The 26,122-nt window shown below is 39.4% G+C and carries 28 protein-coding genes; 24 read left to right on the forward strand and 4 right to left on the reverse strand.

Annotation, left to right across the window (positions count from 1 at the left end; genetic code table 11):
• The first annotated feature begins 11 nt into the window (after positions 1-11).
• From rplQ to DF216_RS02680, 9 genes are all read left to right on the forward strand, one after another.
• Positions 12-398, forward strand: a complete 387-nt coding sequence (gene rplQ / locus DF216_RS02640) for a 50S ribosomal protein L17 (RefSeq protein ID WP_000331493.1) — start codon at positions 12-14, stop codon at positions 396-398.
• A gap of 264 nt (positions 399-662) precedes the next feature.
• A complete protein-coding gene (locus DF216_RS02645; protein WP_125827793.1) occupies positions 663-929 on the forward strand; it encodes an ACT domain-containing protein in 267 nt (88 codons plus the stop codon).
• A 9-nt stretch (positions 930-938) separates the two neighbouring features.
• Positions 939-2,276, forward strand: coding sequence for a PFL family protein (locus DF216_RS02650; protein ID WP_125827794.1), 1,338 nt, complete (start codon positions 939-941; stop codon positions 2,274-2,276).
• A 236-nt stretch (positions 2,277-2,512) separates the two neighbouring features.
• Positions 2,513-3,205 carry a histidine phosphatase family protein gene (locus DF216_RS02655; protein WP_125827795.1) on the forward strand — a complete coding sequence of 231 codons (693 nt, stop codon included), beginning with the start codon at positions 2,513-2,515 and terminating at the stop codon, positions 3,203-3,205.
• A gap of 158 nt (positions 3,206-3,363) precedes the next feature.
• Complete coding sequence (leuS, locus tag DF216_RS02660; protein ID WP_129325873.1) at positions 3,364-5,865, forward strand: leucine--tRNA ligase; 2,502 nt, start codon at positions 3,364-3,366, stop codon at positions 5,863-5,865.
• 189 nt (positions 5,866-6,054) lie between these two features.
• Entirely contained in the window at positions 6,055-6,519 is a 465-nt protein-coding gene (gene tnpA, locus DF216_RS02665) for an IS200/IS605 family transposase (RefSeq protein WP_129325874.1), read from the forward strand.
• Between the two features lie 194 nt (positions 6,520-6,713).
• Entirely contained in the window at positions 6,714-7,169 is a 456-nt protein-coding gene (locus DF216_RS02670; protein ID WP_129325875.1) for a MarR family winged helix-turn-helix transcriptional regulator, read from the forward strand.
• A gap of 55 nt (positions 7,170-7,224) precedes the next feature.
• On the forward strand, positions 7,225-8,457 hold the full coding sequence (locus DF216_RS02675) for an acyl-CoA thioesterase/BAAT N-terminal domain-containing protein (RefSeq protein WP_129325876.1): 1,233 nt from the start codon (positions 7,225-7,227) through the stop codon (positions 8,455-8,457).
• 139 nt (positions 8,458-8,596) lie between these two features.
• Positions 8,597-9,010, forward strand: a complete 414-nt coding sequence (locus DF216_RS02680; RefSeq protein ID WP_129325877.1) for a YjdF family protein — start codon at positions 8,597-8,599, stop codon at positions 9,008-9,010.
• Positions 9,011-9,581: 571 nt separating this feature from the next.
• Here DF216_RS02680 and DF216_RS02685 read toward each other — a convergent pair.
• Positions 9,582-9,881, reverse strand: coding sequence for a helix-turn-helix domain-containing protein (locus DF216_RS02685; protein ID WP_129325878.1), 300 nt, complete (start codon positions 9,879-9,881; stop codon positions 9,582-9,584).
• Between the two features lie 287 nt (positions 9,882-10,168).
• Between DF216_RS02685 and DF216_RS02690 the strand changes: the two genes are divergently transcribed.
• The 6 genes from DF216_RS02690 to DF216_RS02715 all read left to right on the forward strand — a co-directional run bounded on the left by DF216_RS02690 (position 10,169) and on the right by DF216_RS02715 (position 14,486).
• Positions 10,169-10,423 carry a hypothetical protein gene (locus tag DF216_RS02690; protein WP_129325879.1) on the forward strand — a complete coding sequence of 85 codons (255 nt, stop codon included), beginning with the start codon at positions 10,169-10,171 and terminating at the stop codon, positions 10,421-10,423.
• Positions 10,413-10,880, forward strand: a complete 468-nt coding sequence (locus DF216_RS02695; RefSeq protein ID WP_129325880.1) for a hypothetical protein — start codon at positions 10,413-10,415, stop codon at positions 10,878-10,880. The genes DF216_RS02690 and DF216_RS02695 overlap by 11 nt, the downstream gene beginning before the upstream one ends.
• A 17-nt stretch (positions 10,881-10,897) precedes the next feature.
• Entirely contained in the window at positions 10,898-11,317 is a 420-nt protein-coding gene (locus DF216_RS02700; protein ID WP_129325881.1) for a hypothetical protein, read from the forward strand.
• 503 nt (positions 11,318-11,820) lie between these two features.
• The gene (locus tag DF216_RS02705; RefSeq protein ID WP_129325969.1) at positions 11,821-13,149 is read left to right on the forward strand and encodes a Rep family protein; all 1,329 of its coding nucleotides are present in this window, start codon (positions 11,821-11,823) and stop codon (positions 13,147-13,149) included.
• Positions 13,142-13,342, forward strand: a complete 201-nt coding sequence (locus DF216_RS02710; RefSeq protein ID WP_125827668.1) for a DUF3173 family protein — start codon at positions 13,142-13,144, stop codon at positions 13,340-13,342. Before DF216_RS02705 ends, DF216_RS02710 begins: the two co-directional genes overlap by 8 nt.
• Positions 13,335-14,486, forward strand: a complete 1,152-nt coding sequence (locus DF216_RS02715; RefSeq protein ID WP_129325882.1) for a tyrosine-type recombinase/integrase — start codon at positions 13,335-13,337, stop codon at positions 14,484-14,486. The genes DF216_RS02710 and DF216_RS02715 overlap by 8 nt, the downstream gene beginning before the upstream one ends.
• 222 nt (positions 14,487-14,708) lie before the next feature.
• Here DF216_RS02715 and DF216_RS02720 read toward each other — a convergent pair whose 3' ends face one another.
• The 3 genes from DF216_RS02720 to DF216_RS02730 are packed head-to-tail and all read right to left on the reverse strand — an operon-like array spanning position 14,709 to position 17,637.
• Positions 14,709-16,376: an endonuclease gene (locus DF216_RS02720; protein WP_129325883.1), complete on the reverse strand. Its 1,668-nt coding sequence runs from the start codon at positions 16,374-16,376 to the stop codon at positions 14,709-14,711.
• Positions 16,357-17,322 (reverse strand): dsDNA nuclease domain-containing protein, encoded by a 966-nt coding sequence (locus DF216_RS02725; protein WP_129325884.1) that lies wholly within the window; start codon positions 17,320-17,322, stop codon positions 16,357-16,359. The genes DF216_RS02720 and DF216_RS02725 overlap by 20 nt, the downstream gene beginning before the upstream one ends.
• A gap of 18 nt (positions 17,323-17,340) precedes the next feature.
• Entirely contained in the window at positions 17,341-17,637 is a 297-nt protein-coding gene (locus DF216_RS02730) for a helix-turn-helix transcriptional regulator (RefSeq protein ID WP_129325885.1), read from the reverse strand.
• Between the two features lie 222 nt (positions 17,638-17,859).
• Between DF216_RS02730 and DF216_RS02735 the strand changes: the two genes are divergently transcribed.
• The 9 genes from DF216_RS02735 to DF216_RS02775 all read left to right on the forward strand — a co-directional run bounded on the left by DF216_RS02735 (position 17,860) and on the right by DF216_RS02775 (position 26,091).
• Entirely contained in the window at positions 17,860-18,042 is a 183-nt protein-coding gene (locus DF216_RS02735; protein WP_129325886.1) for a hypothetical protein, read from the forward strand.
• A 56-nt stretch (positions 18,043-18,098) separates the two neighbouring features.
• Complete coding sequence (locus tag DF216_RS02740) at positions 18,099-18,794, forward strand: GNAT family N-acetyltransferase (protein ID WP_129325887.1); 696 nt, start codon at positions 18,099-18,101, stop codon at positions 18,792-18,794.
• Positions 18,795-18,805: 11 nt separating this feature from the next.
• Complete coding sequence (locus DF216_RS02745) at positions 18,806-19,222, forward strand: GNAT family N-acetyltransferase (RefSeq protein WP_129325888.1); 417 nt, start codon at positions 18,806-18,808, stop codon at positions 19,220-19,222.
• Between the two features lie 383 nt (positions 19,223-19,605).
• Positions 19,606-20,604 (forward strand): Holliday junction branch migration DNA helicase RuvB, encoded by a 999-nt coding sequence (ruvB, locus tag DF216_RS02750; RefSeq protein ID WP_129325889.1) that lies wholly within the window; start codon positions 19,606-19,608, stop codon positions 20,602-20,604.
• Positions 20,585-21,169, forward strand: a complete 585-nt coding sequence (locus DF216_RS02755) for a nucleotidyltransferase family protein (RefSeq protein ID WP_129325890.1) — start codon at positions 20,585-20,587, stop codon at positions 21,167-21,169. The genes ruvB and DF216_RS02755 overlap by 20 nt, the downstream gene beginning before the upstream one ends.
• Positions 21,170-21,379: 210 nt before the next feature.
• The gene (locus DF216_RS02760) at positions 21,380-22,138 is read left to right on the forward strand and encodes an isoprenyl transferase (protein ID WP_125827800.1); all 759 of its coding nucleotides are present in this window, start codon (positions 21,380-21,382) and stop codon (positions 22,136-22,138) included.
• Positions 22,139-22,146: 8 nt separating this feature from the next.
• The gene (locus DF216_RS02765) at positions 22,147-22,950 is read left to right on the forward strand and encodes a phosphatidate cytidylyltransferase (protein WP_129325891.1); all 804 of its coding nucleotides are present in this window, start codon (positions 22,147-22,149) and stop codon (positions 22,948-22,950) included.
• A gap of 15 nt (positions 22,951-22,965) precedes the next feature.
• A complete protein-coding gene (rseP, locus tag DF216_RS02770; protein ID WP_129325892.1) occupies positions 22,966-24,225 on the forward strand; it encodes an RIP metalloprotease RseP in 1,260 nt (419 codons plus the stop codon).
• 12 nt (positions 24,226-24,237) lie between these two features.
• Positions 24,238-26,091: a proline--tRNA ligase gene (locus tag DF216_RS02775; protein WP_129325893.1), complete on the forward strand. Its 1,854-nt coding sequence runs from the start codon at positions 24,238-24,240 to the stop codon at positions 26,089-26,091.
• The last annotated feature ends 31 nt before the right edge of the window (positions 26,092-26,122 follow it).

Raw genomic sequence — 26,122 nt, forward strand, 5'->3', positions numbered from 1 at the left:
AGGAGGAATACATGGCTTACCGTAAACTAGGACGCACTAGCTCACAACGTAAAGCAATGCTTCGCGATTTGACAACTGACCTTTTGATCAACGAATCAATCGTGACAACTGAAGCTCGTGCTAAAGAAATCCGTAAAACTGTTGAAAAAATGATTACTCTAGGTAAACGTGGTGATTTGCATGCACGTCGTCAAGCAGCTGCTTTCGTACGTAATGAAATCGCATCTGAAAACTATGATGAAGCAACTGATAAGTACACTTCTACTACAGCACTTCAAAAATTGTTCTCAGAAATCGCACCTCGTTATGCTGAACGTAACGGTGGATACACTCGTATCCTTAAAACTGAACCACGTCGTGGTGATGCTGCGCCAATGGCAATCATCGAATTAGTATAAAATCATCAATTTTGTTGAGTGTTATGATGATGGAGTCTTGTGCTCTTAGTCTAGCTCTGGTCTACCGCTGGGACTTCGGTCCTAGCGGGAACACTCATCATCATTTGATAGGGTAGACGCTTGTTTACGAAATTGTTTTTTTGTTTAAGAACAACTTCGTAAGCAGGCGTTTTTTAGAATTTTTTACGGAAATATGCTATACTAAGGAAAAAGAAAATCAAAAACGTTCAGGTTTTCTAATAATCGTAGAATGGGAGTCTAAAGATGAAGGCTATTATTACAGTGGTTGGCAAGGACAAGACTGGTATTGTTGCAGGCGTGTCTACTAAGATTGCAGAATTGGGTTTGAATATTGATGATATTTCTCAAACAGTACTGGATGAGTATTTTACCATGATGGCAGTCGTATCTAGTGATGAAAAACAGGATTTTACAACTCTGCGAAATGAGTTTGAAGCTTTCGGCCAGACCTTGAATGTTAAAATCAATATTCAAAGTGCAGCGATTTTTGATGCTATGTACAATATCTAGGAGGGTATCATGGATATTAGACAAGTTACTGAAACCATCGCCATGATCGAGGAGCAGAACTTCGATATCAGAACCATCACCATGGGGATTTCCCTTTTGGACTGTATTGATCCAGACATTGAACGTGCTGCTGAAAAGATTTATCAAAAAATTACTACTAAAGCTGCAAATCTAGTGACTGTAGGAGATGAAATTGCTGCGGAACTAGGGATTCCAATTGTCAATAAACGAGTATCGGTGACTCCGATTTCCTTGATTGGAGCAGCGACTGATGCGACGGACTATGTCGTTTTAGCAAAGGCACTTGATAAGGCTGCCAAGGAGATTGGTGTTGACTTTATTGGTGGTTTTTCGGCCTTGGTACAAAAAGGCTACCAAAAAGGAGATGAGATTCTCATCAATTCTATCCCACGTGCTCTAGCTGAGACAGACAAGGTCTGTTCGTCCGTCAATATTGGCTCAACCAAGTCAGGAATCAACATGACTGCAGTTGCAGATATGGGACGTATCATCAAGGAAACTGCGAACTTATCAGATATGGGAGCTGCCAAATTGGTTGTATTTGCGAACGCTGTTGAGGACAATCCTTTTATGGCGGGGGCCTTCCATGGTGTCGGTGAAGCAGATGTCATCATCAATGTTGGAGTTTCAGGCCCTGGTGTCGTCAAACGTGCCTTAGAAAAGGTTCGTGGACAGAGCTTTGATGTAGTAGCAGAAACAGTCAAGAAAACCGCCTTCAAGATTACTCGTATTGGTCAACTGGTCGGTCAAATGGCGAGTGAACGCCTTGGAGTCGACTTTGGGATTGTAGACCTAAGTTTGGCACCGACTCCTGCAGTTGGAGACTCTGTGGCTCGAGTGCTGGAGGAAATGGGCCTAGAAACAGTTGGTACACATGGGACGACAGCTGCACTCGCTCTTTTGAATGACCAAGTTAAGAAGGGCGGAGTGATGGCTTGTAACCAGGTTGGTGGCTTGTCTGGTGCTTTTATCCCTGTTTCTGAAGACGAGGGGATGATTGCTGCGGTACAAAATGGCTCTCTGAATTTAGAGAAACTAGAGGCCATGACGGCTATCTGTTCTGTTGGACTGGATATGATTGCCATTCCAGAGGATACGCCGGCTGAAACCATTGCAGCTATGATTGCGGATGAGGCGGCAATCGGTGTCATTAACATGAAAACAACGGCCGTTCGTATCATTCCAAAGGGTAAAGAAGGCGATATGATTGAGTTCGGTGGCTTGCTAGGTACAGCACCAGTTATGAAAGTCAACGGGGCTTCGTCTATCGATTTCATCTCTCGAGGTGGCCAAATCCCTGCCCCAATCCATAGTTTTAAAAATTAATAAAAAAGAGAGAGGATTTAAGTTGAGTTTAAGGATGACTGTGTATACTATAATCATTAAATAAAGACCTCCTAACTTTATTTAATAGAAATCCTAAACTTTTTCATAATAATCTCCTAGGGAAGCTACCATGAGGGTAGCTTTTCTTGTGGCAAAATTAGGAGAAGGAGCTTTGCTTTTGAAAGCCGAATATTTCTTTGATCCATGATATAATAGAAGAAAATGGAGGATAGAAAATGTCTAAAGTAAGATTGTACTTGGTTCGTCATGGGAAAACCATGTTTAACACGATTGGACGTGCTCAAGGATGGAGTGATACGCCTCTGACAGCAGAAGGTGAGTTAGGAATTCATGAGTTAGGAATTGGCTTGAGAGAGTCTGGTTTGCAATTTGACCGCGCTTATTCCAGTGACTCAGGACGTACCATTCAGACTATGGGAATTATCCTAGAAGAACTGGGCTTACAAGGAAAAATCCCTTACCGTATGGATAAGCGCATCCGTGAGTGGTGCTTTGGTAGTTTTGATGGGGCCTATGATGGGGACCTCTTCATGGGGGTCATTCCTCGTGTTTTCAAGGTGGATCATGTTCATCAGTTATCCTATGCTGAGCTGGCAGAAGGTTTGGTAGAGGTTGATACTGCTGGTTGGGCTGAAGGCTGGGAAAAACTCAGTGGTCGAATCAAGGAAGGCTTTGAATCGATTGCCAAAGAAATGGAAGAACAAGGTGGGGGCAATGCTCTCGTCGTAAGCCACGGGATGACCATTGGTACGATGGTTTATCTCATCAATGGTATGCATCCGCATGGTCTGGATAATGGTAGTGTGACCATCCTAGAATATGAGGACGGCCAGTTTAGCGTAGAAGTTGTTGGTGACCGTAGTTACCGAGAACTAGGACGTGAGAAGATGGAAGAAAATAAGCATTGATAGAAGATAGCTCCGTATAGGAGCTATTTTTATTCAGCTTGACAAGAGTGCTTTCAAAGCCAATCTTTCTTGACAATGGAGGGGAAAAGATTCTTTCTCGACTTTCAAATTCCCCCAAAAATGGTATAATAGTAACATCATAAAATTGGAGAAATAGCATGAGATTTTACAATCATAAGGAAATTGAGCCTAAGTGGCAAGGCTACTGGGCTGACCATCATACATTTAAGACAGGAACAGACGCATCAAAACCGAAGTTTTATGCTCTCGATATGTTCCCATATCCATCAGGAGCTGGATTGCACGTAGGACACCCAGAAGGTTATACAGCAACCGATATCCTCAGCCGTTACAAACGTGCGCAAGGCTACAATGTTCTTCACCCAATGGGTTGGGATGCCTTTGGATTGCCTGCAGAGCAATACGCCATGGATACGGGAAATGACCCAGCAGAATTTACAGCGGAAAATATTGCTAACTTCAAACGCCAAATTAATGCGCTTGGCTTCTCTTACGACTGGGATCGTGAAGTCAACACAACAGATCCAAACTACTACAAATGGACTCAGTGGATTTTCACCAAGCTTTACGAAAAAGGTTTGGCCTATGAAGCGGAAGTGCCAGTAAACTGGGTGGAAGAATTGGGAACGGCCATTGCCAACGAAGAAGTCCTTCCTGACGGAACTTCTGAGCGTGGTGGCTACCCCGTTGTCCGCAAACCAATGCGCCAATGGATGCTTAAAATCACGGCCTATGCAGAGCGATTGCTCAATGACTTAGATGAACTAGACTGGCCAGAGTCTATAAAGGACATGCAACGCAACTGGATTGGTAAATCAACTGGTGCTAATGTAACTTTTAAAGTTAAGGGAACAGACAAGGAATTCACAGTCTTTACCACTCGTCCCGATACTCTTTTTGGTGCGACTTTCACCGTTCTGGCACCTGAGCATGAGCTAGTAGATGCCATCACAAGTCCAGAACAAGCTGAGGCAGTAGCAGACTACAAACACCAAGCCAGCCTCAAGTCAGACTTGGCTCGTACAGACCTTGCCAAAGAAAAAACTGGTGTTTGGACTGGTGCTTATGCCATCAACCCTGTCAATGGCAAGGAAATTCCGATCTGGATCGCGGACTATGTTCTTGCTAGCTACGGAACAGGTGCTGTCATGGCTGTACCAGCCCACGACCAACGTGACTGGGAATTTGCCAAACAGTTTGGTCTTCCAATCGTAGAAGTGCTAGAAGGTGGAAACGTTGAAGAAGCTGCCTACACAGAGGATGGACTTCATATCAATTCTGATTTTTTGAACGGACTCAATAAAGAAGATGCTATTGCTAAAATTGTAGCTTGGTTGGAAGAAAAAGGTTGTGGTCAAGAGAAGGTTACCTACCGTCTCCGCGACTGGCTCTTTAGTCGTCAACGATACTGGGGGGAGCCAATCCCAATCATTCATTGGGAAGATGGGACTTCAACAGCTGTTCCTGAAAGTGAATTGCCACTTGTCTTGCCAGTAACCAAGGACATCCGCCCTTCAGGTACAGGGGAAAGTCCACTGGCTAACGTAACAGACTGGCTTGAAGTGACTCGTGAAGATGGTGTCAAAGGTCGTCGTGAAACAAACACTATGCCACAATGGGCTGGTTCAAGCTGGTACTACCTCCGTTATATTGACCCACACAATACTGAGAAATTGGCTGATGAGGATCTCCTCAAACAATGGTTGCCAGTCGATATCTATGTGGGTGGTGCAGAACACGCTGTGCTTCACTTGCTTTACGCTCGTTTCTGGCACAAATTCCTCTATGACCTCGGTGTTGTTCCGACTAAGGAACCATTCCAAAAACTCTTTAACCAAGGAATGATATTGGGAACAAGCTACCGTGACCACCGCGGGGCTCTTGTGGCAACTGATAAGGTTGAAAAACGTGATGGTTCCTTCTTCCATGTGGAAACAGGAGAAGAGTTGGAGCAGGCTCCAGCCAAGATGTCTAAATCCCTCAAGAACGTTGTCAACCCAGACGATGTGGTGGAACAATACGGTGCTGACACTCTTCGTGTCTATGAAATGTTCATGGGACCGCTGGATGCTTCTATCGCTTGGTCAGAAGAAGGTCTGGAAGGAAGCCGTAAGTTCCTTGACCGTGTTTACCGTTTGATGACAACCAAAGAAATCGTTGCGAAAAATAGCGGTGCTCTTGACAAAGTTTATAATGAGACCGTCAAGTCTGTAACAGAGCAAATCGAGTCCATGAAATTCAACACAGCCATTGCCCAACTCATGGTCTTTGTCAACGCTGCTAACAAGGAAGACAAACTCTATGTGGACTATGCCAAAGGCTTTATCCAATTGATCGCCCCATTTGCACCTCACTTGGCAGAAGAGCTCTGGCAAACTATTGCAGCAACAGGTGAGTCAATCTCTTACGTAGCTTGGCCAACTTGGGACGAAAGCAAATTGGTTGAAGACGAAATTGAAATCGTCGTCCAAATCAAAGGAAAAGTCCGTGCCAAACTCATGGTTGCTAAAGATCTATCACGCGAAGAATTACAAGAAATCGCTCTTGCTGACGAAAAAGTCAAAGCAGAGATCAATGGTAAGGAAATCGTGAAAGTGATTGCGATACCTAATAAACTCGTTAATATCGTTGTGAAATAAGAAATGAATCCTTCAGAGTAGAATCTGGAGGATTTTTATTATGTGACTATTAGTCCGTCTCGCTCCGTAAGGTGCGAGACCAATAAACCACCCGCTATGCGGGTGCGCGTCGAAGGTTATACCAAAAAAACTCCAAACGCGATAACAATAAAGGTGTTCAAGCCAATTGTAAAGCGAAAGGAGAAAAATATGGCACAAAAGGCACATAGTTTATCACATACAAAGTGGATGTGTAAATATCACATTGTGTTCACCCCTAAGTATAGACGAAAAATCATTTATAATCAATATCGAAGTAGTTTGGGAGAAATATTCCACCGATTATGTAGTTATAAAGGTGTTGAAATTATCGAAGGACACTTAATGCCTGATCATGTACATATGTTAGTAAGTATTCCACCAAGGATAAGTGTTTCAAGTTTCATGGGTTATTTAAAAGGCAAAAGTGCACTCATAATGTTTGACAAACACGCCAATCTCAAGTACAAGTTTGGGAGCCGGCATTTTTGGGCAGAAGGTTATTATGTAAGTACAGTAGGACTTAATGAAGCCACAATAAAGAAATATATTCAAGAGCAGGAAAAGCATGATATAGCACCAGATAAATTAAGTGTAAAAGAATATGAGGATCCCTTTAGGGATAGTGGTAAGTAGTATCAAGGTCTCTTTAAGAGGCAAGTGACGAGTCAAGAGCAATGAGGCTTGAACAACGTGAAAGCCAGCGTCTTTAGGCGCTGGCTGGTGATTTGGGCTTATAGCCCTGGTGCAAACCACCCGTTAGACGGGTGGTTATGATTTGACAGGAAGTTTCTATTTTGTTAATATGATTAACAAAGAAAAGAGAGATTATGGATAAAAAAGAATTTATTACATTTAATAATCGTTTCAATAGATTTATTTTAGCGTTTGAACAGTTAAAAAAGAATCAACATAAAATTAGTGTTGACAAATCCATTACTTTGAATGAGGTACATTTGATTGTTGTGATTGGGGAAAATCAGCCCTTAAATCTAGTAAAATTATCTGAATTATTAGAAGTTTCAAGAAGTGCAATAACTCAAAGTGTTAGGAGATTGATTCAAAAAAATTTAGTTGTTTTTGGTTTTGCTCCGAATAATGGGAAAAATAAATATTTGAGATTATCTGAAAAAGGCATCGAAGTTTTTAAAATCCATAAGGAGCAACAAGCATATATTGAAAAATCGGTCTTTTCAGTTTTAAACAACTATAGCGAGGAGGAGCTTCAGACAGTTGTGAAATTGATGGATGATATTGAAAAGGTATGGGGGAAATTACCGTGGTAAAAGTCACGGTAAATTTTAAATTTGGTTGTTAAGCATATTAACAAAAGGAGAAGATATGACTGTAAACATTGAACTGATTTCACAAACTGACTTAGCAGATGAATCTTTTTATATCACTATCAATGGTTTAGAACCAAGGACAAGGTATTGTGTAGAAATGTACCTATCTGATTATTACTGTATAAATGCTCCCTTACTTTTAGATCATGATGTTATGTGGAAATCAACCGCAATTTTTTTATCTGATCAGGGCGGTATGATTGATACCTCTCAGACAGCATCTATTTCGGGATCTTATAAAGGGATTTCAGGAATGGGCTTATTCTTTAATGCGAAACCGTTGAAGAATAGGAAAAGGAGATTACCCAGTTCTCTTGATAGAATTCCATTGCGAGATCGTTTTGGTGTTGAAATTAAAATCAAGCTGGGGAAAGATGTGGTCGCGGAGCAAAATTTTGTAAGGCGTTATATGAATCTGGGAATAAGGTATCAAGATATTTATGATAAGCATTTTCAAGGTCGATTATTTTATGATGAAAAGTTAAGAAAGGCGCCAGCCGTGATTATTGTTAGTGGTAGTGAGGGAAGAATTGAAAAAGCTCAGAACATTGCCCAACTTTTATCTTCTAGAGGCTATATTTGTCTTGCGATAGCTTATTTTGGTTTAGAAGAATTACCCCAAAACTTAGAACGAATTCCGATAGAATGTCTGGAGGAAGCGAAAGATTTTCTATATCATCATCCTCAAGTTGATGATACAAAAATAGGAATATATGGTCGCTCTAAAGGAGCCGAGCTTGTTTTGGCTGGACAAAGTATTTTGGATGATGTGCAATGTTTGGTACTCAATTCCCCCTCAAATGTAATATTTGAGGGAATAAAGGGAAAACTCAACTCTCATTCATCTTCTTGGACATATTTGCAAAAAGAACTTCCGTATCAAAAGTTTCAACTAGGAAATTATTTGTTAAACAAGTTTTTGGGAAAGCATATTCCTGAAGATAGTAGGGCTCAGATTGATGTGAGTAAAATTGCCTCTCCTTTATTATTACTAGGAAGCGATGTTGATGAAATATGGGATGCGTCATCTGCGATAGATGATATTATTTCACATTATAAGGGGAAATCCATTTTGTTTAAAAAATACCATGAAACGGGGCATATGTTGACGGTTGCTTATCAACCGAATCATCGTTATCGAAAAGATTGGCACTTATTAATGAAAGAAAGTGTAGACTCTTGGTTTGCTACGATAAATTTTTTTGATACACATTTGAAAAATTTGTAGATAGTGCTGAACCGTGCTATAATAGTCCCAACTAAGATAAAAACACAGTTCTGGTTGGTAGTCCAGACGTAGGCAAGCCTATCAGTAACCTTCCTCCTTGGTTGCCCATTCTTAGGGATAGATTTAAGGAGGTGCTGTCATGGAAATCGTTTCAATTGGCTTGACAGTTTATTTTGAAGATGGATTTTGGCATGGATTGTTTGAACAAGAGTATGAGGGAGCTTATCAAGTTTGTCGTGTGACATTTGGTCAGGAACCAAAAGAGGATGAAATTTTGAAACTTTTACAGACTCAGTTTGCTCGGTTATCTTTTAGTCCAGAAGCAATAGTCAAACAGCATGTGAAGATTAAGAATCCGAAGCGTCTGCAGCGAGTTGTAAAGAAACAGGTGAAGCAGAAAGTTTCTTCTAAGTCACAGGAGCTCTTGCAGTTGCAGCACGAGGAACGAAAAAAGCATTCAAAACAACAGTCCAGTCTCCAAAAGCAATTGCTCAAGCAAGAGAAATTTGAACGCAAACAGCAAAAACGTAGAGAGAAGCACAAGGGGCATTAACTCACTCGTTTTCATATTTGAACATTCCTCCATAAACTGGGGGATGTTTTTTCTAAGAGTGTATGGGTCTTTGTACGTATTGAAAACCTTGATTTTACAGGCTTTGTTTTAACGTGTAAATTGGCAAAAATAGGCTTTTTTTACTCTTTGGCTACCAAAATGCTACCAGAAAAAAGGGGTATGATTTGACAAAATACCCCAGATGGGGTATACTTTAGATACTAAGGTATGGTTCATTAGAACACCAAAGCCCCCAACTAGTGCCAATAGTTGAGGGCTTTTTTTACGTTCTATGAAGATTAACGGGTGTATATGGGCTGGCGATGCTTATTTTTTGCCATCCAACCACTTACAAATGAAATAGAGGATAATTCCAGCTATTACATTTGCCATGATGGCAATAAGGAGCTCCAAGGTATGACTCATTATAATACACCTCCTCTCTCGCAAAAATTTGCTTAAGAGAAAAAAGCATTGCTCTACGATTATATCACATTTACACTAAAAAAGACGGAGGTTTTAGAAAAACCACCGCTTTTTTTGTGTCCTCTGGAGTGGTAACGGAAGACATTCAGCGCTTATTTTTGAAGTAGGACTCCAGATAGGAGCGTATAACAGCCTTGTCTTCCTCTGTGGGCTCGTTGTCTCTTAATGTGCTGATGATATCCTCTAAGCCGTCATCTCGTCCTTTGAGGGCGTCTGTGGTCGTCTGGAAGATGTGGGCTAGTTTCTCTAGTGTCTCATCTTTGGGGTTACGTGTACCGCGTTCCCATTGTGCATATTGTGGCTGAGCTATTCCCAATTTTTCAGAAACTTCTTTTTGTGTTAGTCCGGCTTGTAATCTAGCTTTTTTGATATTTTCTTTTAACATACTAAAAAAATCCTTATTTTTTTCTTGACATATAAGCAAAATGCTTATATAATACTTATATAAACAAAATGTTTATATTTTAAACAAACGATTTTACTTTAACTTTAATTATATCATATTGTAAAGGAGGTGATGCGGTTGATTTCCAAAATAAAAAAGTTCCCCCAACTCAAAATATGCTGAAACGAGCTGAGAAAGAACTTTACAAAAACAAACGTTGTTATTATACCAAAAATTGGTGTAATTGTCTACATTGCCGAAGTTATAAGGCTAGAAAGTGAGTATAAATGGCTTATGTAAACGCAAGCTATCTATGTGATGTTGTAGGAAGTGTTTCTGATTTAGAGATAAGAGATTATGTGGTTTATAGTCCTAAATTGGGTCAAGTGATTATTTTGAGCGCTGAACTGTATAACGCTTTGGATAGTCAAGAAGTTGAATCCGCTAGTAGTGTGAGACAGTTGGAGAACGTTGCTTATAAGGCTGCTTTACAAGTTTACCAGGAGCAGATGATGGAAGAAGGAAGGGAGAATGGCCTATAAAGATTATTACGAGTATAAAGACATTATGGAAGCCACTGGCAAGTCCTATAGTGCTGTTAAAAAATGGCGGATAAGTATTGAACGATTATCAGGTTATGAGTTTAAGAAGGTCAAGATACATGTTACTCGTAAGCATGTAAAAGACCATTATCAATTTACTGAAGAAGAGTTTGAAAAGTTTATCAAACTTTCTAAGCGAATTGATGAAACAAAAAACATGACTGAAGCTGTAACAGCTATATGGGGCGACTTGAAGAGTGCCGAAGAAAGGGCACTTAAACTAGACGTGGCAGAATTAAAAGATTTTCAAGAAAAACAGAAAGAAAGTAACAAAAATACAGCCTTTCAGATTATTTCTTTGAAAAATAGCATTAGACGATTAGAAAAACTAGAAGAACGACTTGAAGCCCTAGAAGAAAATCAGGGTAAAGGGTTTTTCTCAAAATTAAAAAAATAGAAAAGGAAATATAAAAAATGGCAAACAAAAAAATTAAACTAACATCACCGCTTTCACTTAAAGAAGTAGCTCTTGAAAGCTCTCAATTTGATATTCCTGAAAAAATCTTAGTAGATTTTTCCAAAGCTCGAGCAAGTAAGAAGTACAAAGATGGGAAACCTACTGACTATATTGGCTCTTATGTGATGTTTGGAATTGATGAGCGAACCGCTAAGGCTGTAAATGATGGCTTAATAGACCAAGAGGACGTTAAGGCGTTCAAGATTGAAGTTCATGGCAGTTTCGAGGAGATTGAAGAAAACATTGAGTTTGGTGGCTCTCTATTCGTTGAGTTGCTAGATGTGCAGGTCAAAGCGGATTGGGTTGAAGGACGCAATTCTGGATATAAAGCCGTCAAACTGGTAGCCTCTGGGCTAAAACTTGCTATGCAGGTCTAAAATTTCTGTATATGATGGGAGCTGGCCGCCTTGCTCCTGTCGGTTTACAAGTGAGCTAACTAGTAGCTGATAGCAACCGCAAAAAGGGCGGTTCGCCCTGAGCGGTTGCGGGTATCAGCGGGCACTAGTTGGCTCACTTGTTCCGGCAGGGCAATGCAACCAAGCTACCTAAATATACAGAAATTTTAGTCCAAAGAGTTTTTTGAGGTATTATATACTCATGTGCTCAAAACCTATGCGCGGGCGCCATTCTAGGACTTGACGATAGAATGGTGCAAACCAAGGGTAATCCCTTGATTGGCAAGCTTTCCGAAGACAGTACCGAAGGTGTCAGCGTAGCGTTAGGAAAAGCAAAAATGCCAAAAAATTAAGGGGTTTTCTTGGGTATATACGTGAATATATGCGTGAATATATTCTCCAAAAAATGGAGCATATACTCAAATCGAGAGAATAAAAAAACAAAAGTATAGAAAAAATATACAGAAATGTATAGAGGAGAAAGAATGGCAAAAAGAATACAAAATAGACGTTTTCTATTTGAGCAACAACTGAAACCAGATTTTTGGGATTGGGCTGTATCGGATAAGAAATTACTTGAAAATTGGGAAGAGAATAAGACAAAGATTTTTAGATTAATCTTTGATCGTATCCGTGAACTAGTTGAAGAAGAGGAATTTGTGGAAGTTGCTTTTATTGTCCATGATAAGGATATTTCCTATGGGACAAAACTAGTTGAACCACATATTCATGGCTATATTGATTTTCCAAGACGTATGGACCTTTCAAAAGTTGCCCTGGCTCTTGGAGTGGAAAAAGAACGAGTAGAAACCCCAAAATCAAGAGGAGGTAGAAACTTAACACGTATCAACAGTTTAGCTTATCTTATCCATGCCAAGGATAAAGATAAGTATCAGTATCCTGCTAGTGATGTGGAAACATTTGAAACGCTTGATTATGAAGCCTTTATCAATCAGAATAAAGAAGATTTCGAGAAGTATGCTGCTACTAAAAAACGAGAGAAAGCAGATGAAAGCCTAGATTTGGTTATTTCCAAGGTTCAAAAAGGAGAGTTAACCTATAATCAAGTAATGGAAGATGAATACCTTGCCATTTTATTTGCTAATAATCAACAGAAATTTAGGGAAAATTTCCACTTTTACGGAGAAAGACAAGCATTCTTACGCTTGAAATCTCTTGAACGCGGAGAGTATAAGTTGACTGTTGTATTTGTAGAGGGGAAACCGTATTGTGGAAAGTCAACTATTGCGAAGTCCATTGCTACCAAGGCACAAGAACGATTACGTGCTGAGGGCTTTGACGGTGATATTTATACGGCTAGTTCCAAAAATCCCTTTGATAATTATTACGGTGAAGAAATTCTATTGCTTGATGACGCTAGGAAGGAAAACCTTTCTGAAACGGATTGGCTGAAATTATTTGACCCCCTTAATTCCGCTAGAATGACCGCACGATATCAAAATAAGCTAGTAGCTCCACGGTTGATTATTGTTACCGCTCCTATGTCTGCTAAGTCATTTTTCAAGGGCTATAATGGTGAAGACTTGAACCAATATATTAGACGTATCAATTTTTCGGCAGAAGTAACACGGGAAAAAGGAACTGAAAAACGGTGGTTTACTTTTTCAGAAGTTGTTAGACGTGATGGTGCAGATCATTATCAAACCAAAGATGGGGATATTATTCCTCTAAACTTTGTATTTGAAGATATTTTTACTGCAGATGATAGAGAATATGCAGAAGAAAAAATGTTAAGTGGGTATATTTTACCTAGAATTTTACCACAGACAAGAAAGGATGTAACAGATGATTGATAAACCTACGATGACAGTTGAAGATATTAAAAGCCTAGGCTTTACAAAATGGACCTCTTACAGTATTTTAAGACAAGCTAAAGCCATTATGGTTGAAAGAGGTTTTGACTTTTATAATAATAAAGGTCTTGGAACTGTGCCAACTCGTGTGGTGGAAGAAATTATTGGCACGGAGTTGCTTAATAATGGCTAGTACAAAATATACAGGTGTCAGCAAAGACAAGTCAACAGGGAAGTATATGTATTACTTTAAAGCTGGCGTTGATTTGGCAACTGGCAAACCGTATCAGGAGCGTAGACGTGGTTATGATACAGCTAAGGAGGCTTTTGAGGCACGAACGCAAGCTATGAATAAAGTCCATAAAAAAGGCACTTTGAAGCATACTCAGATGAATTTTGAGCAGTTTCTTGAGATTATCTTTAAGCCGAATTTCTACGCTTCTACAAGGCAAGGAATTGAGGACAAAAACCAGGTCATTTTTAGCGAACTGGTGAAATTCTTTGGGAAAAAGAAACCTCGAGCTATTACTCCAGTAGATGTTACCATGTATAAAAAATATGTGGTGGAGAATTATGCTAATTCTTATGCAAAAAGGAAAATGGGGTTACTTAACCAGATTTTGAGAAGTGCAAAAGACCACGGTTTAATATTTGGAGATGTTCCAACTGAAAAAGTCGGTACGATATTGACAGAAAAACAAAACGTGGAGTTTTGGACTAAGGAAGAATTTGAAAAGGTGATTGCTTGTTTAAATAAGGATAGTTACACGGAGCATTTTGTCTTTACCTTTTTATGGCTTTATTACTTTACGGGTATGCGTGTAAATGAAGCGACGGCTTTATATTGGGAAGATGTGGACTTTGAGCGTAAGACTTTATCTATTCGCTATAATTTGCAGTATGTAAACCGTAATAACTGGGAGCGTAGTGATAAGCTAAAAACGGACTCATCTAAGCGTATAATAGGTTTAGATGATAATACTTTATCGGTTTTGAAAGATTGGCAGATGAGACAAGCGGAGCTTGCGGAGATCGATTTTATCATATCACTGGACGGCTCGCCGTATTCTAAACGGAGCATACGTGACCAAATTTTGAAAGTTGCGAAACGTGCAGGAGTGAAATATATCCAACCGAAAGGCTTGAGACACTCTCACGCTAGTCTTTTGATAAATGAGTATAATGTTAATGCCTTATACATTCAGAAGCGTTTAGGTCATGCGGACGTCAAGACTACCTTAAGCGTATATAGTCATCTTTATCCTAACGCTGATACGGAAATCACTTCAAAATTAGAAACCTTGTTTACTGATTTTATTCCTCATAATGATTTATAGCTACCATAATGAGCTACCAAAATAAAAGGTGGCTCGTTTTTTTGTTGATTTAATAGGCTTTTCAACTCATTTTTCAAGAAATGACTAATTCCGAGAATATATTTGAAATAAAAAAGAATGCTGATAAATCAACATTCTTTTTATGTTATTTTTGAACAAAATGGTGCGATTTGACTGTTTAGCTACCAATAAGATACCACAAATTTAAGAAAGTCTTTCATCTTAAACGCCAAATTCAATGATTTCTCTTGATATTTCTTCATATCTATCTTCTTTTAAAAGAGGTGATTCAACTCTAATCTTACAATAATCTCCATCAATTTTATATAAATTTTCTCTGATTACTGAAAAGAAAGTCTGAGTCTTTAATGTCAAAAAATATGAACCTATAGCTCTAAACATTCTCTCTTGTGATATTGTATCAATTTCATTCTTTACGAAAGAGTCAATAGCAAATGGAATCTTAAATTCACTGTTACTTGCTATTAAATTCATATAAATTAGGTATATTGCTAGCAAGTCCTTATTTAAGTTAGTTCCACTTCCTTTTAATTTTTTATAGTCTCTAAACTTTCTGTCAGATAATCCATTGGACTCAAGTAAAGAAGATAAATTATTTTTCAAATCTTCATAATCGCCTTCAAGACTATTGATATGATGTCTTAACTCACTCTGCAAATCTCTAATATCGTTATTTAGTTGGGCAATTTCTTTATCTAGTATTTCTTTGGCAATAGATTCTTTACGGGCCAGCTTTCCTAATTCAACTAAGACAGATTGACTAATATAGTTTTCTATATCTTTTATTTCCTTTATTTCATCAATTTTTCTTTGATATGCAGCCACTTTCTCGCTTAATTCATATAATTTACTCTGTTTGTCTATTAGTGATTCTTCTAACAGAGAAATTCTCTGGACTAATGATTCCTTCAGAGAATTGATAGCTAATCTATTATCCTCTAGTTCTAGTCTTGTTAATGATTGCTCTCTGGTTAAATATGAATGACAATATGAGCATTCATACTTAATATCTTCAAAACGCTTACTTGTATCTAGCAATAGGAGTTCTAGTTCATTTTTATCTTGTCTATGTATGTCTAATTCTAGCTTCGTTTTTTCTATACCCTTTGTTACTTTTTGAATTTCCAAAGAAATTTCATTTGTTTTCTTAATATAGTAGTCAATCTCTATTTTTAACTCTTCAACATCTTTAGGTAAAGATTCTACTATTTCATTTTGTTCTTGATAAGAATTATAAACCGCTTCAATTTGACTAATTTTCTGCAAAAGCGACCTACTCTTGATGCTAAAATCCTCTTTTTGACTTTTCATATTATTTAGCTCTTCATTTGATATTCCTAAATAATAATCAATTAGATCTTTAGGGAAGACACTTGCCGGATACTGACCTAGACCATCAAAAGTTTCTTTATACAATGTTCCACTCCAACCTTTATCTTGGTCTACATAAAACGGACTCATAAGAGCATCGACATAGGCATATTTTGGTTCATATTGTACTTTAGAAGTTAATTTTAAAGACATGCCTAATTTAATCTGTAACCACTCTGAATAATCTCTGAAATTTTTAAAAATAAACGAGTCTTCACTACTTTTTATACTTATTACTTTGTTGTGTCTTTTAATGATATACGATTCTCCATTAATGAGCACATAAAGTTGAATAATGTATTTTTGTGGTTTCCAATCTTTAGGAAAGGAGGTTAACTGACAACCAAGTCCATAATAGATAGATTTAACTAAGCTAGATTTCCCCTGGCCATTTTGTTCACTAATTATCAAATTAGGACCTTCATTAAATTCAAAACTATTGGCTTTTTTATTTTCATAGTCAACTATACTTATTTTGTTAATGATTAATTGGTTCATTGGCAACTCCTTCTACAATATCACAATATGCTGAGATAATGATTGCATATTTCGTATCAGATTCTAAGGGTTTTAAAATGTCACAAAATTTTATTTCCTCAGCAATTTCAGTCAATTTTTTAGTTTCAAGTCTATGTATATCACTCTCCAACAGTCCTATGACTTGTCTTTTTTTATACATATGTTGTTGTATAATTTTTACCTCTTCTTTTTTTATTTTTGCTTTTATAAAGGATGTAAAAGGAAATTTATCTAGTTCACTTTCAAACAAAGCCTTTGAAGAAATTTTTTGCAATATAGGTTGAAGTTCAATTGCTGAGATTCTTTTTAATTTTTTATCATCTTCGTTTTCTATTATATATTCTGATTTCTGTTTAATAAGTCTATCTAACTCATCTAAAATTAAATCGTCTCTTCCATCTACTGAGATACCTTGATTAATCAGTTCACCTTTTAAATATGTTCTTGCTTCTAAATAATCATTCTTAAAGCTTGTCTTCACTAAAGAAAAATTAGCTAGTTTTGTGCTAAAGCTCTCATCTAGTTGTCCAAGAATGTAATCTGTTTGTTCTGTGCTTAATTTCAATGAATGCTCAAACAACTCCTCAGAAGTATTCTCTTGCATTTTTGATAATTCTGTTTCTGTAAAATGAAAAACAACAATTTTATATTTTGAATGTCCATCTCCCGGGGTTAAGTGTTTCTCAAGAATAGAACATTTATCTTCATGTTTTTGTAATAACTTCTTTAGACCTATTCTTTTCTTGCCTTTCACCTGTATGTAAGCATGATAATTATCATCATATAATACTTCAAAGTCATCGTCAGATTCAACAAAAATCTCAAAATTATTCTTAGTATAATTCCTAATCGCTGTTAGTGAAATGACATGATTTTGATAATTAAAACCTTTTTGAGCTATCGCTCCACCATTATCTCGAACCATATTCTCCTCCTAACATGGCTAATCTTTTTTTATATATTCTTCAATCAAATACTTTATTTCTTCCTTTTGTTTATCAGAAAGATTATATCGTTTTAACAAACTAATAATATCCTCGAGTCCATCATCTCGTCCTTTTAAAATCTCAAAAGACGTGCCAAAGATTTCAGATAATTTTTCTACTGTTTCATCTTTCGGGTTTCTCCCTCCGTTTTCCCACCTAGCGTACTGGGCTTGAGCTACACCTAACTTTTCAGCAACTTCTAATTGAGTAAGTCCTGCATCTAGTCGGGCTTTTTTTATATTGTCTTTTAACATTTTAAAATTCCTTTCGTTTTTCTATTAACTTATAACCAAAATGGTTATATAAAAACAAAGCTTACAAAATAAGTGATACTAGTTAACTTTATGAGTATGCAAAAATACCCCAGAAAGCTCTGCAAAGCGTTTCTGACGCTTTCGTTTAAAACCAATACAAATTATACTAAAATGGTAATACAAAGTCCATAAAAAGCGAGAAATGGCTAGATTGAGGATATTATGAAATCTACACAATATGCAATAAAAGAAAATAGCACTGACAACAATCGTTCTTTTTATTCACCTAGTTTAGGAGCATCTGTTCTAATAAATGATGATGTATTTAACGACATTCGAGACGAAGAAATTGAGCTTCGAGCACTTGAACTGCTTTCGCAGTTTCTAGACAAGTATTTTAGTTAGCCTTTGAACATTGAGATATGTTATACTATATTCAAGGAATGAACAAGGAGAAAACAATGCCAGTAAATGAATATGGTCAGATGATTGGTGAGTCAATGGAAGGTTATACACCAGGTGAATTGCCTTCCATTGATTTCTTAGAAGGGCGCTACGCTCGGATAGAGGCTCTTTCGGTGGAAAAGCATGCGGAGGATTTGCTAGCTGTTTATGGTCTAGATACACCTCGGGAGATGTGGACCTACCTCTTTCAGGAACCAGTGGCAGATATGGAGGAACTGGTTAGCGTTTTGAATCAGATGTTAACTCGTAGGGATCGTTTTTACTACGTGATTATAGACAAGGCAACTGGTAAGACTTTAGGAACCTTTTCTCTGATGCGAATTGATCAGAATAACCGAGTAATAGAAGTGGGTGCTGTCACCTTTTCACCAGCACTTAAGGGGACGAGGATAGGGACAGAGGCTCAGTATCTCCTGGCGCGCTATGTTTTTGAGGAGCTTAACTATCGTCGCTATGAATGGAAATGCGATGCTCTAAATCTGCCATCAAGACGAGCAGCAGAACGTTTGGGCTTTGTCTATGAAGGAACCTTCCGTCAGGCTGTCGTTTATAAGGGGCGAACTAGAGATACGGATTGGCTGTCTATGATTGATAGGGACTGGCCTCAAGTCAAAGATCGTTTGGAGGCATGGTTGACTCCTGAAAATTTTGACAAGAATGGACGGCAGTATAAGAGCTTGAGAGAACTCTAAGAGATGGTGACATGATTATCGTTAGAAAGCAAGAAGTTGTCAAGTTAGAGAATGTTTTGCATCTCTATCAGGCAGTCGGTTGGACAAATTATACATATCAACCCCAGATGCTGGAGAAGTCCTTGTCTCACTCATTAGCGATTTACCTGGCACTTGATGGTGATGCCGTAGTGGGCTTGGTTCGTTTGGTCGGAGATGGTTTTTCATCGGTTTTTGTACAGGATTTGATCGTTTTGCCTAGCCATCAGCGCCAAGGGATTGGCAGCGCCTTGATGAAAGAGGCTTTAGGGGATTTCAAAGAGGCCTATCAAATCCAACTAGCGACCGAACATACAGAAAAAAATTTGGGATTCTACCGTTTCTTGGGTTTTGAAACCTTATCTACTTATGATTGCACAGGAATGATTTGGGTAGAACGAAAAAAATAAAATAATTATTTTTTCTTAAGTAAAGTTTAAGTATCCTCGTGTATTATATAGATATTAGATAAAGACCTCCTAACTTTATTTAATGAAATCCCAAACTTTTCTTTTTCATCATAATCTCCTAAAGAAGCCACCCAATCAGGTGGCTTTTTTGTTGTTTGAGAAAGGAAATTTCATTTGGGGAAAATTTTAAAAAAATGATAAATCAGAGAAAAAGTTAAGTTAGCTTTAAGATTCATCTTGTATTATATAATCATTAAATAAAAACCTCCTAACTTTATTTAATGAAATCCTAAACTTTTCTTTTTCATAATAATCTCCCTAAAGAAGCCACCCAATCAGGTGGCTTTTTTGTTTGTAGGCTGGATTTTTGCTATAATGGAAGCATGAGTAGAATTTTAGATAATGAAATCATAGGTGATGAGGAGTTGGTAGAACGTACCCTCCGTCCCCAATATTTACGTGAATATATCGGTCAGGACAAGGTCAAGGATCAGTTGCAAATATTTATCGAGGCTGCCAAAATGCGGGATGAGGCGCTGGACCATGTTCTTTTGTTTGGCCCTCCAGGACTTGGGAAAACAACCATGGCTTTTGTCATTGCCAATGAACTGGGAGTCAATCTCAAGCAAACGTCTGGCCCTGTTATCGAAAAAGCGGGTGATCTGGTAGCGATTTTGAATGACTTGGAGCCTGGAGATGTCCTCTTTATTGACGAGATTCATCGCTTGCCCATGTCGGTGGAAGAGGTGCTTTATAGTGCAATGGAGGACTTCTACATTGATATCATGATTGGGGCGGGTGAAGGCAGTCGCAGTGTTCACTTGGACTTACCACCTTTTACCTTGATTGGTGCGACGACACGAGCTGGGATGCTCTCAAATCCGCTACGGGCCCGTTTTGGGATTACAGGTCATATGGAATACTACGCCCATGCTGACTTGACAGAGATTGTTGAGCGGACGGCAGATATTTTTGAGATGGAAATTACCCATGAGGCAGCTGCTGAGCTGGCCTTACGCAGTCGAGGAACTCCCCGTATCGCCAATCGTCTCCTCAAGCGCGTGCGCGATTTTGCCCAGATTATGGGGGATGGCTTAATCGATGATGTCATTACTGATAAGGCCTTGACCATGCTGGATGTAGACCACGAAGGCTTAGACTATGTGGACCAGAAAATCCTTCGTACCATGATTGAGATGTATGGTGGTGGTCCTGTCGGTCTAGGAACTCTTTCTGTTAATATTGCCGAGGAGCGTGAGACGGTGGAAGATATGTACGAACCCTACCTCATCCAGAAAGGCTTTATCATGCGGACACGATCTGGACGGGTGGCGACAGCCAAGGCATATGAGCATTTAGGTTATGAATACAATGAAAAATAAGCAAGAAATCCTAGACAGTGTTGGGAAAAATCCGGATATGATGGCTATTCTGACTATCATCCGTGACCTGGAGTTGAAAGATACCTGGTTGGCAGCAGGTTCTGTCAGAAATTTTATCTGGAATCTCTTGTCAGATAAATCTCCTTTTGACCGTGAAACAGATGTGGATGTGATTTTCTTTGATTCGGATGTGAGTTATGAAGAAACGCTGGCTATAGAAAGTAAGCTGAAAGAGGATTTCCCCCAGTATCAGTGGGAGTTGAAAAATCAGGTCTATATGCATCTGCACAGTCCCCACACTGCTCCCTACACAAGTTCTCGTGATGCTATGAGTAAGTATCCGGAACGTTGCACGGCGGTAGGCCTTCGCTTGAATGAAGATTCCACTTTAGAGCTCTTTGCGCCCTATGGTTTAGAAGATATTTTGAACTTTCAGGTTTCCCCAACTCCTCATTTCCTAGAGAATGAAGACCGAATGAAACTCTATCAAGAACGCTTGTCCAAGAAAAATTGGCAAGAAAAATGGAAAAATCTGACTTTCTCAAAAAACTTAAGAAAAATTTAAGCTAGGAGGTGTATACTAAGCTCATAAGTTAAGAAGAACTTAACTTAAACTCCTAAAACTTTTTCATAATAATCTCCCTATAAAATAAAGTCGCCCAATCAGGCGACTTATTTTTTGTTTGTCTACAAGCAAAGGCGGTAACTTAGCAATAGAAGAATAGAGGGAAATATGGTATAATGAAACGATAGATTTTTGAATAGGAATATGATCATGTTTGGATTTTTTAAGAAAGATAAAGCTGTAGAAGTTGAGGTTCCAACACAGGTTCCTGCTCATATTGGAATCATCATGGATGGGAATGGTCGCTGGGCTAAAAAACGGATGCAACCACGAGTTTTTGGCCATAAGGCGGGGATGGAAGCCCTCCAAAAGGTGACCAAGGCAGCTAACAAGATGGGAGTGAAGGTCATCACAGTCTATGCCTTTTCAACGGAAAATTGGACGCGCCCAGATCAAGAGGTCAAGTTCATCATGAACTTGCCAGTCGAGTTTTATGATAACTACGTCCCTGAATTACATGCAAATAATGTTAAGATTCAGATGATTGGGGAGACAGACCGTCTGCCTAAGCCGACGTTTGAAGCTTTGAAAAAAGCAGAGGAGTTGACCAAGAACAATACAGGCTTGATTCTCAATTTTGCCCTTAATTATGGTGGTCGTGCTGAAATCACGCAGGCTCTTAAGAGCTTGACTCAGGAAGTTCTAGATGCCAAAATCAATCCTGGCGATATCACAGAAGATATGATTGGGGACTACCTTTTCACGCAACGCCTACCAAAGGATTTGCGAGACCCAGATTTGATTATCCGCACGAGTGGTGAGTTACGTTTGAGTAATTTCTTGCCATGGCAAGCAGCCTATAGCGAGCTTTATTTTACGGATACCTTGTGGCCTGATTTTGATGAAGCTGCTCTGCAGGAAGCTATTGCTGCCTTTAACCATCGCAATCGCCGGTTTGGAGGAGTTTAGGAGAAGATATGACCAAGGATTTACAAAAGAGAACATTGTTTGCAGTATTGGCCCTGGCCATTTTCCTCCCAGTCTTATTTGTGGGAGGGTTCTTGTTGCAGATAGGAATTGGTTTGTTAGCGATGCTGGCTGTCCATGAACTCTTGCACATGAAGGGGCTAAAGACCATGACCATCGAGGGCACCTTGACCCTCTTTGCGACCTTTGCCCTCACAATCCCCTTAGAAAATTACCTAACTTTTTTGCCAGTTGATGGGAATGTGGTTGCCTACAGCGTTCTTATTACAATTATGCTAGGGACCACCGTTTTCAGTAAAAGCTATACCATTGAAGATGCAGTTTTCCCGATTGCGATGAGCTTTTATGTTGGTTTTGGCTTTAATGCCTTACTAGATGCTCGGGTGGCGGGTTTTGACAAGGTGCTTCTGGCCCTCTTTATCGTCTGGGCGACAGATAGCGCAGCTTACCTGATAGGGATGAATTTTGGCAAGCATAAGTTGGCTCCGAGAGTCTCTCCCAATAAGAGTATTGAGGGCTTTATCGGTGGTATTCTAGGTGCGGTACTAGTAACAGCAATCTTCATGCTGGTAGACAGTACAGTTGCTCTCCCTTATGGAATTTATAGAATGAGCCTCTTTGCCATCTTCTTCAGTGTGGCAGGTCAGTTTGGTGACTTGATTGAGAGTGCTATGAAACGCCATTTCGGTGTCAAGGATTCTGGGAAATTTATCCCGGGGCATGGTGGTGTGTTGGATCGCTTTGATAGTATGTTGATTGTGTTTCCAATGATGCACTTGTTTGGCCTCTTCTAAAGAAAGGAATATTGAATGATTGGATTGCTAACCTTTATCCTAGTTTTTGGGATTATCGTGGTGGTGCATGAGTTTGGACATTTTTATTTTGCCAAGAAATCAGGCATTTTAGTCCGTGAATTTGCTATTGGTATGGGCCCCAAGATTTTTGCCCATATCGGTAAGGACGGCACTGCTTATACCATTCGGATCCTTCCTTTAGGAGGGTATGTTCGTATGGCTGGTTGGGGTGATGATGCGACGGAGATCAAGACAGGAACCCCGGTCAGTTTAACACTTGCAGAGGATGGTAAGGTCAAACGGATCAATCTATCTGGGAAGAAACTGGATCAAACAGCTCTTCCTATGCAGGTGACCCAGTTTGACTTTGAAGATAAACTCTTTATCAAGGGCTTGGTTCTGGAAGAAGAAAAAACATTTGCAGTGGATCATGATGCAACGGTTGTGGAAGCAGATGGAACGGAGGTTCGGATTGCTCCTCTAGATGTTCAATATCAAAATGCAACTATCTGGGGAAAACTGATTACCAACTTTGCAGGTCCTATGAACAACTTTATCTTAGGTGTCGTTGTTTTTTGGATTTTAATCTTTATGCAGGGGGGTGTCAGAGATGTAGCTACCAACCAGTTTCATGTCATGCCCCAAGGGGCTTTAGCTAAGGTAGGAGTGCCAGAAACGGCTCAAATTACCAAGATTGGCTCACATGAGATTAACAACTGGGAAAGTTTGATTCAGGCTGTGGAATCAGAAACCAAAGATAAGACGGCACCGACCTTGGATGTGACTATTTCTGAAAATGGTAGTGACAAACAAGTCACTGTTAGTCCGGAAGAAAGTCAAGGCCGTTACCTTCTAGGTGTTCAACCGGGGATTAAGTCAGATTTTGTATCTATGTTTGTAGGTGGTTTTACAACTGCTGCTGACTCGGCCCTCCGAATTCTCTCAGAACTGAAAAATCTGATTTTCCAACCGGATTTGAACAAGCTAGGTGGACCTGTTGCCATCTTTAAGGCAAGTAGTGATGCTGCTAAAAATGGAATTGAGAATGTCTTGTACTTCTTGGCAATAATTTCCATCAATATTGGGATTTTTAATCTTATTCCGATTCCAGCCCTGGATGGTGGTAAGATTGTGCTCAATATCCTAGAAGCCATTCGCCGGAAACCACTTAAACAAGAAATTGAAACCTATGTCACCTTGGCCGGAGTAGTCATCATGGTTGTCCTGATGATTGCTGTGACCTGGAATGACATTATGCGACTCTTTTTTAGATAATCGAGGAATATTATGAAACAAAGTAAAATGCTTATCCCAACGCTTCGCGAAATGCCAAGCGATGCTCAAGTTATTAGTCACGCTCTTATGTTGCGTGCTGGTTATGTTCGTCAAGTATCAGCAGGTGTTTATTCATACTTACCACTTGCTAACCGTGTTATTGAGAAAGCTAAAAATATAATGCGCCAAGAATTCGACAAGATTGGGGCTGTTGAGATGTTGGCTCCAGCTCTTCTTAGTGCCGATCTTTGGCGTGAATCTGGCCGTTATGAAACCTACGGTGAAGATCTTTACAAACTAAAAAACCGTGAAAAATCAGACTTTATCCTAGGTCCAACTCACGAAGAAACCTTTACAGCTATTGTCCGTGATTCTGTTAAGTCTTACAAGCAATTGCCACTTAATCTTTATCAAATTCAGCCTAAGTATCGTGATGAAAAACGTCCGCGTAATGGACTTCTTCGTACACGTGAGTTTATCATGAAGGATGCTTACAGTTTCCACGCTAACTATGATAGCTTGGACAGTGTTTACGATGAGTATAAGGCTGCTTATGAGCGTATTTTTACTCGTAGTGGTTTAGACTTCAAGGCTATCATTGGTGATGGTGGAGCCATGGGTGGTAAGGACAGCCAAGAATTTATGGCCATTACACCTGCTCGTACAGACCTTGACCGCTGGGTTGTCTTGGACAAGTCAGTTGCCTCATTTGACGAAATTCCTGCAGAAGTGCAAGAAGAAATCAAGGCAGAATTGCTCAAATGGATGGTCTCTGGTGAAGATACCATTGCTTACTCAAGTGAGTCTAGCTACGCGGCTAACTTGGAAATGGCAACAAACGAGTACAAACCAAGCAACCGTGTCGTCGCTGAAGAAGAAGTGACTCGCGTTGCGACACCAGATGTTAAATCAATTGATGAAGTTGCGGCCTTCCTCAACGTTCCGGAAGAACAAACGATTAAAACTCTTTTCTACATGGCAGATGGTGAGCTTGTTGCAGCTCTTCTACTTGGAAATGACCAGCTTAACGAAGTTAAGTTGAAAAACCACTTGGGAGCAGATTTCTTTGACGTTGCTAGCGAAGAAGAAGTAGCAAATGTTGTTAAAGCAGGATTCGGTTCACTTGGTCCAGTTGGTTTGCCAGAGAATGTTAAAATCATTGCAGACCGTAAGGTACAAGATGTTCGCAATGCAGTTGTCGGTGCTAACGAAGATGGCTACCACTTGACTGGTGTGAACCCAGGTCGTGACTTTACTGCAGAATACGTGGATATCCGTGAAGTTCGTGAGGGCGAAATTTCTCCAGACGGACAAGGTGTCCTTAACTTTGCGCGTGGTATCGAAATTGGTCACATCTTCAAACTCGGCACTCGCTATTCAGCAAGCATGGGAGCAGATGTTTTGGATGAAAATGGCCGCGCTGTGCCAATTATCATGGGATGTTATGGTATCGGTGTCAGCCGTCTCCTTTCAGCAGTGATGGAGCAACACGCTCGTCTCTTTGTTAACAAAACGCCAAAAGGTGAATACCGTTACGCTTGGGGAATCAATTTCCCTAAAGAATTGGCACCATTTGATGTGCACTTGATCACTGTCAATGTCAAGGATGAAGAAGCGCAGGCCTTGACAGAAAAGCTTGAAGCAAGCTTGATGGGAGCTGGTTACGAAGTCTTGACAGATGACCGTAACGAACGTGTTGGTGTTAAATTTAGCGATAGTGACTTGATTGGTCTTCCAATCCGTATCACTGTTGGGAAGAAAGCAGCCGATGGCATCGTAGAAGTGAAGATTAAAGCGACTGGTGACACCATCGAAGTTCATGCAGATAACTTGCTCGAAACGCTTGAAATCCTCAGCAAGAAATAAAAACTATAATCAGAAGAAAAACAAGGAAAAA

Origin of the sequence: Streptococcus oralis (genome assembly GCF_004127215.1) — a bacterium.
Taxonomy (GTDB): domain Bacteria; phylum Bacillota; class Bacilli; order Lactobacillales; family Streptococcaceae; genus Streptococcus; species Streptococcus oralis_BD.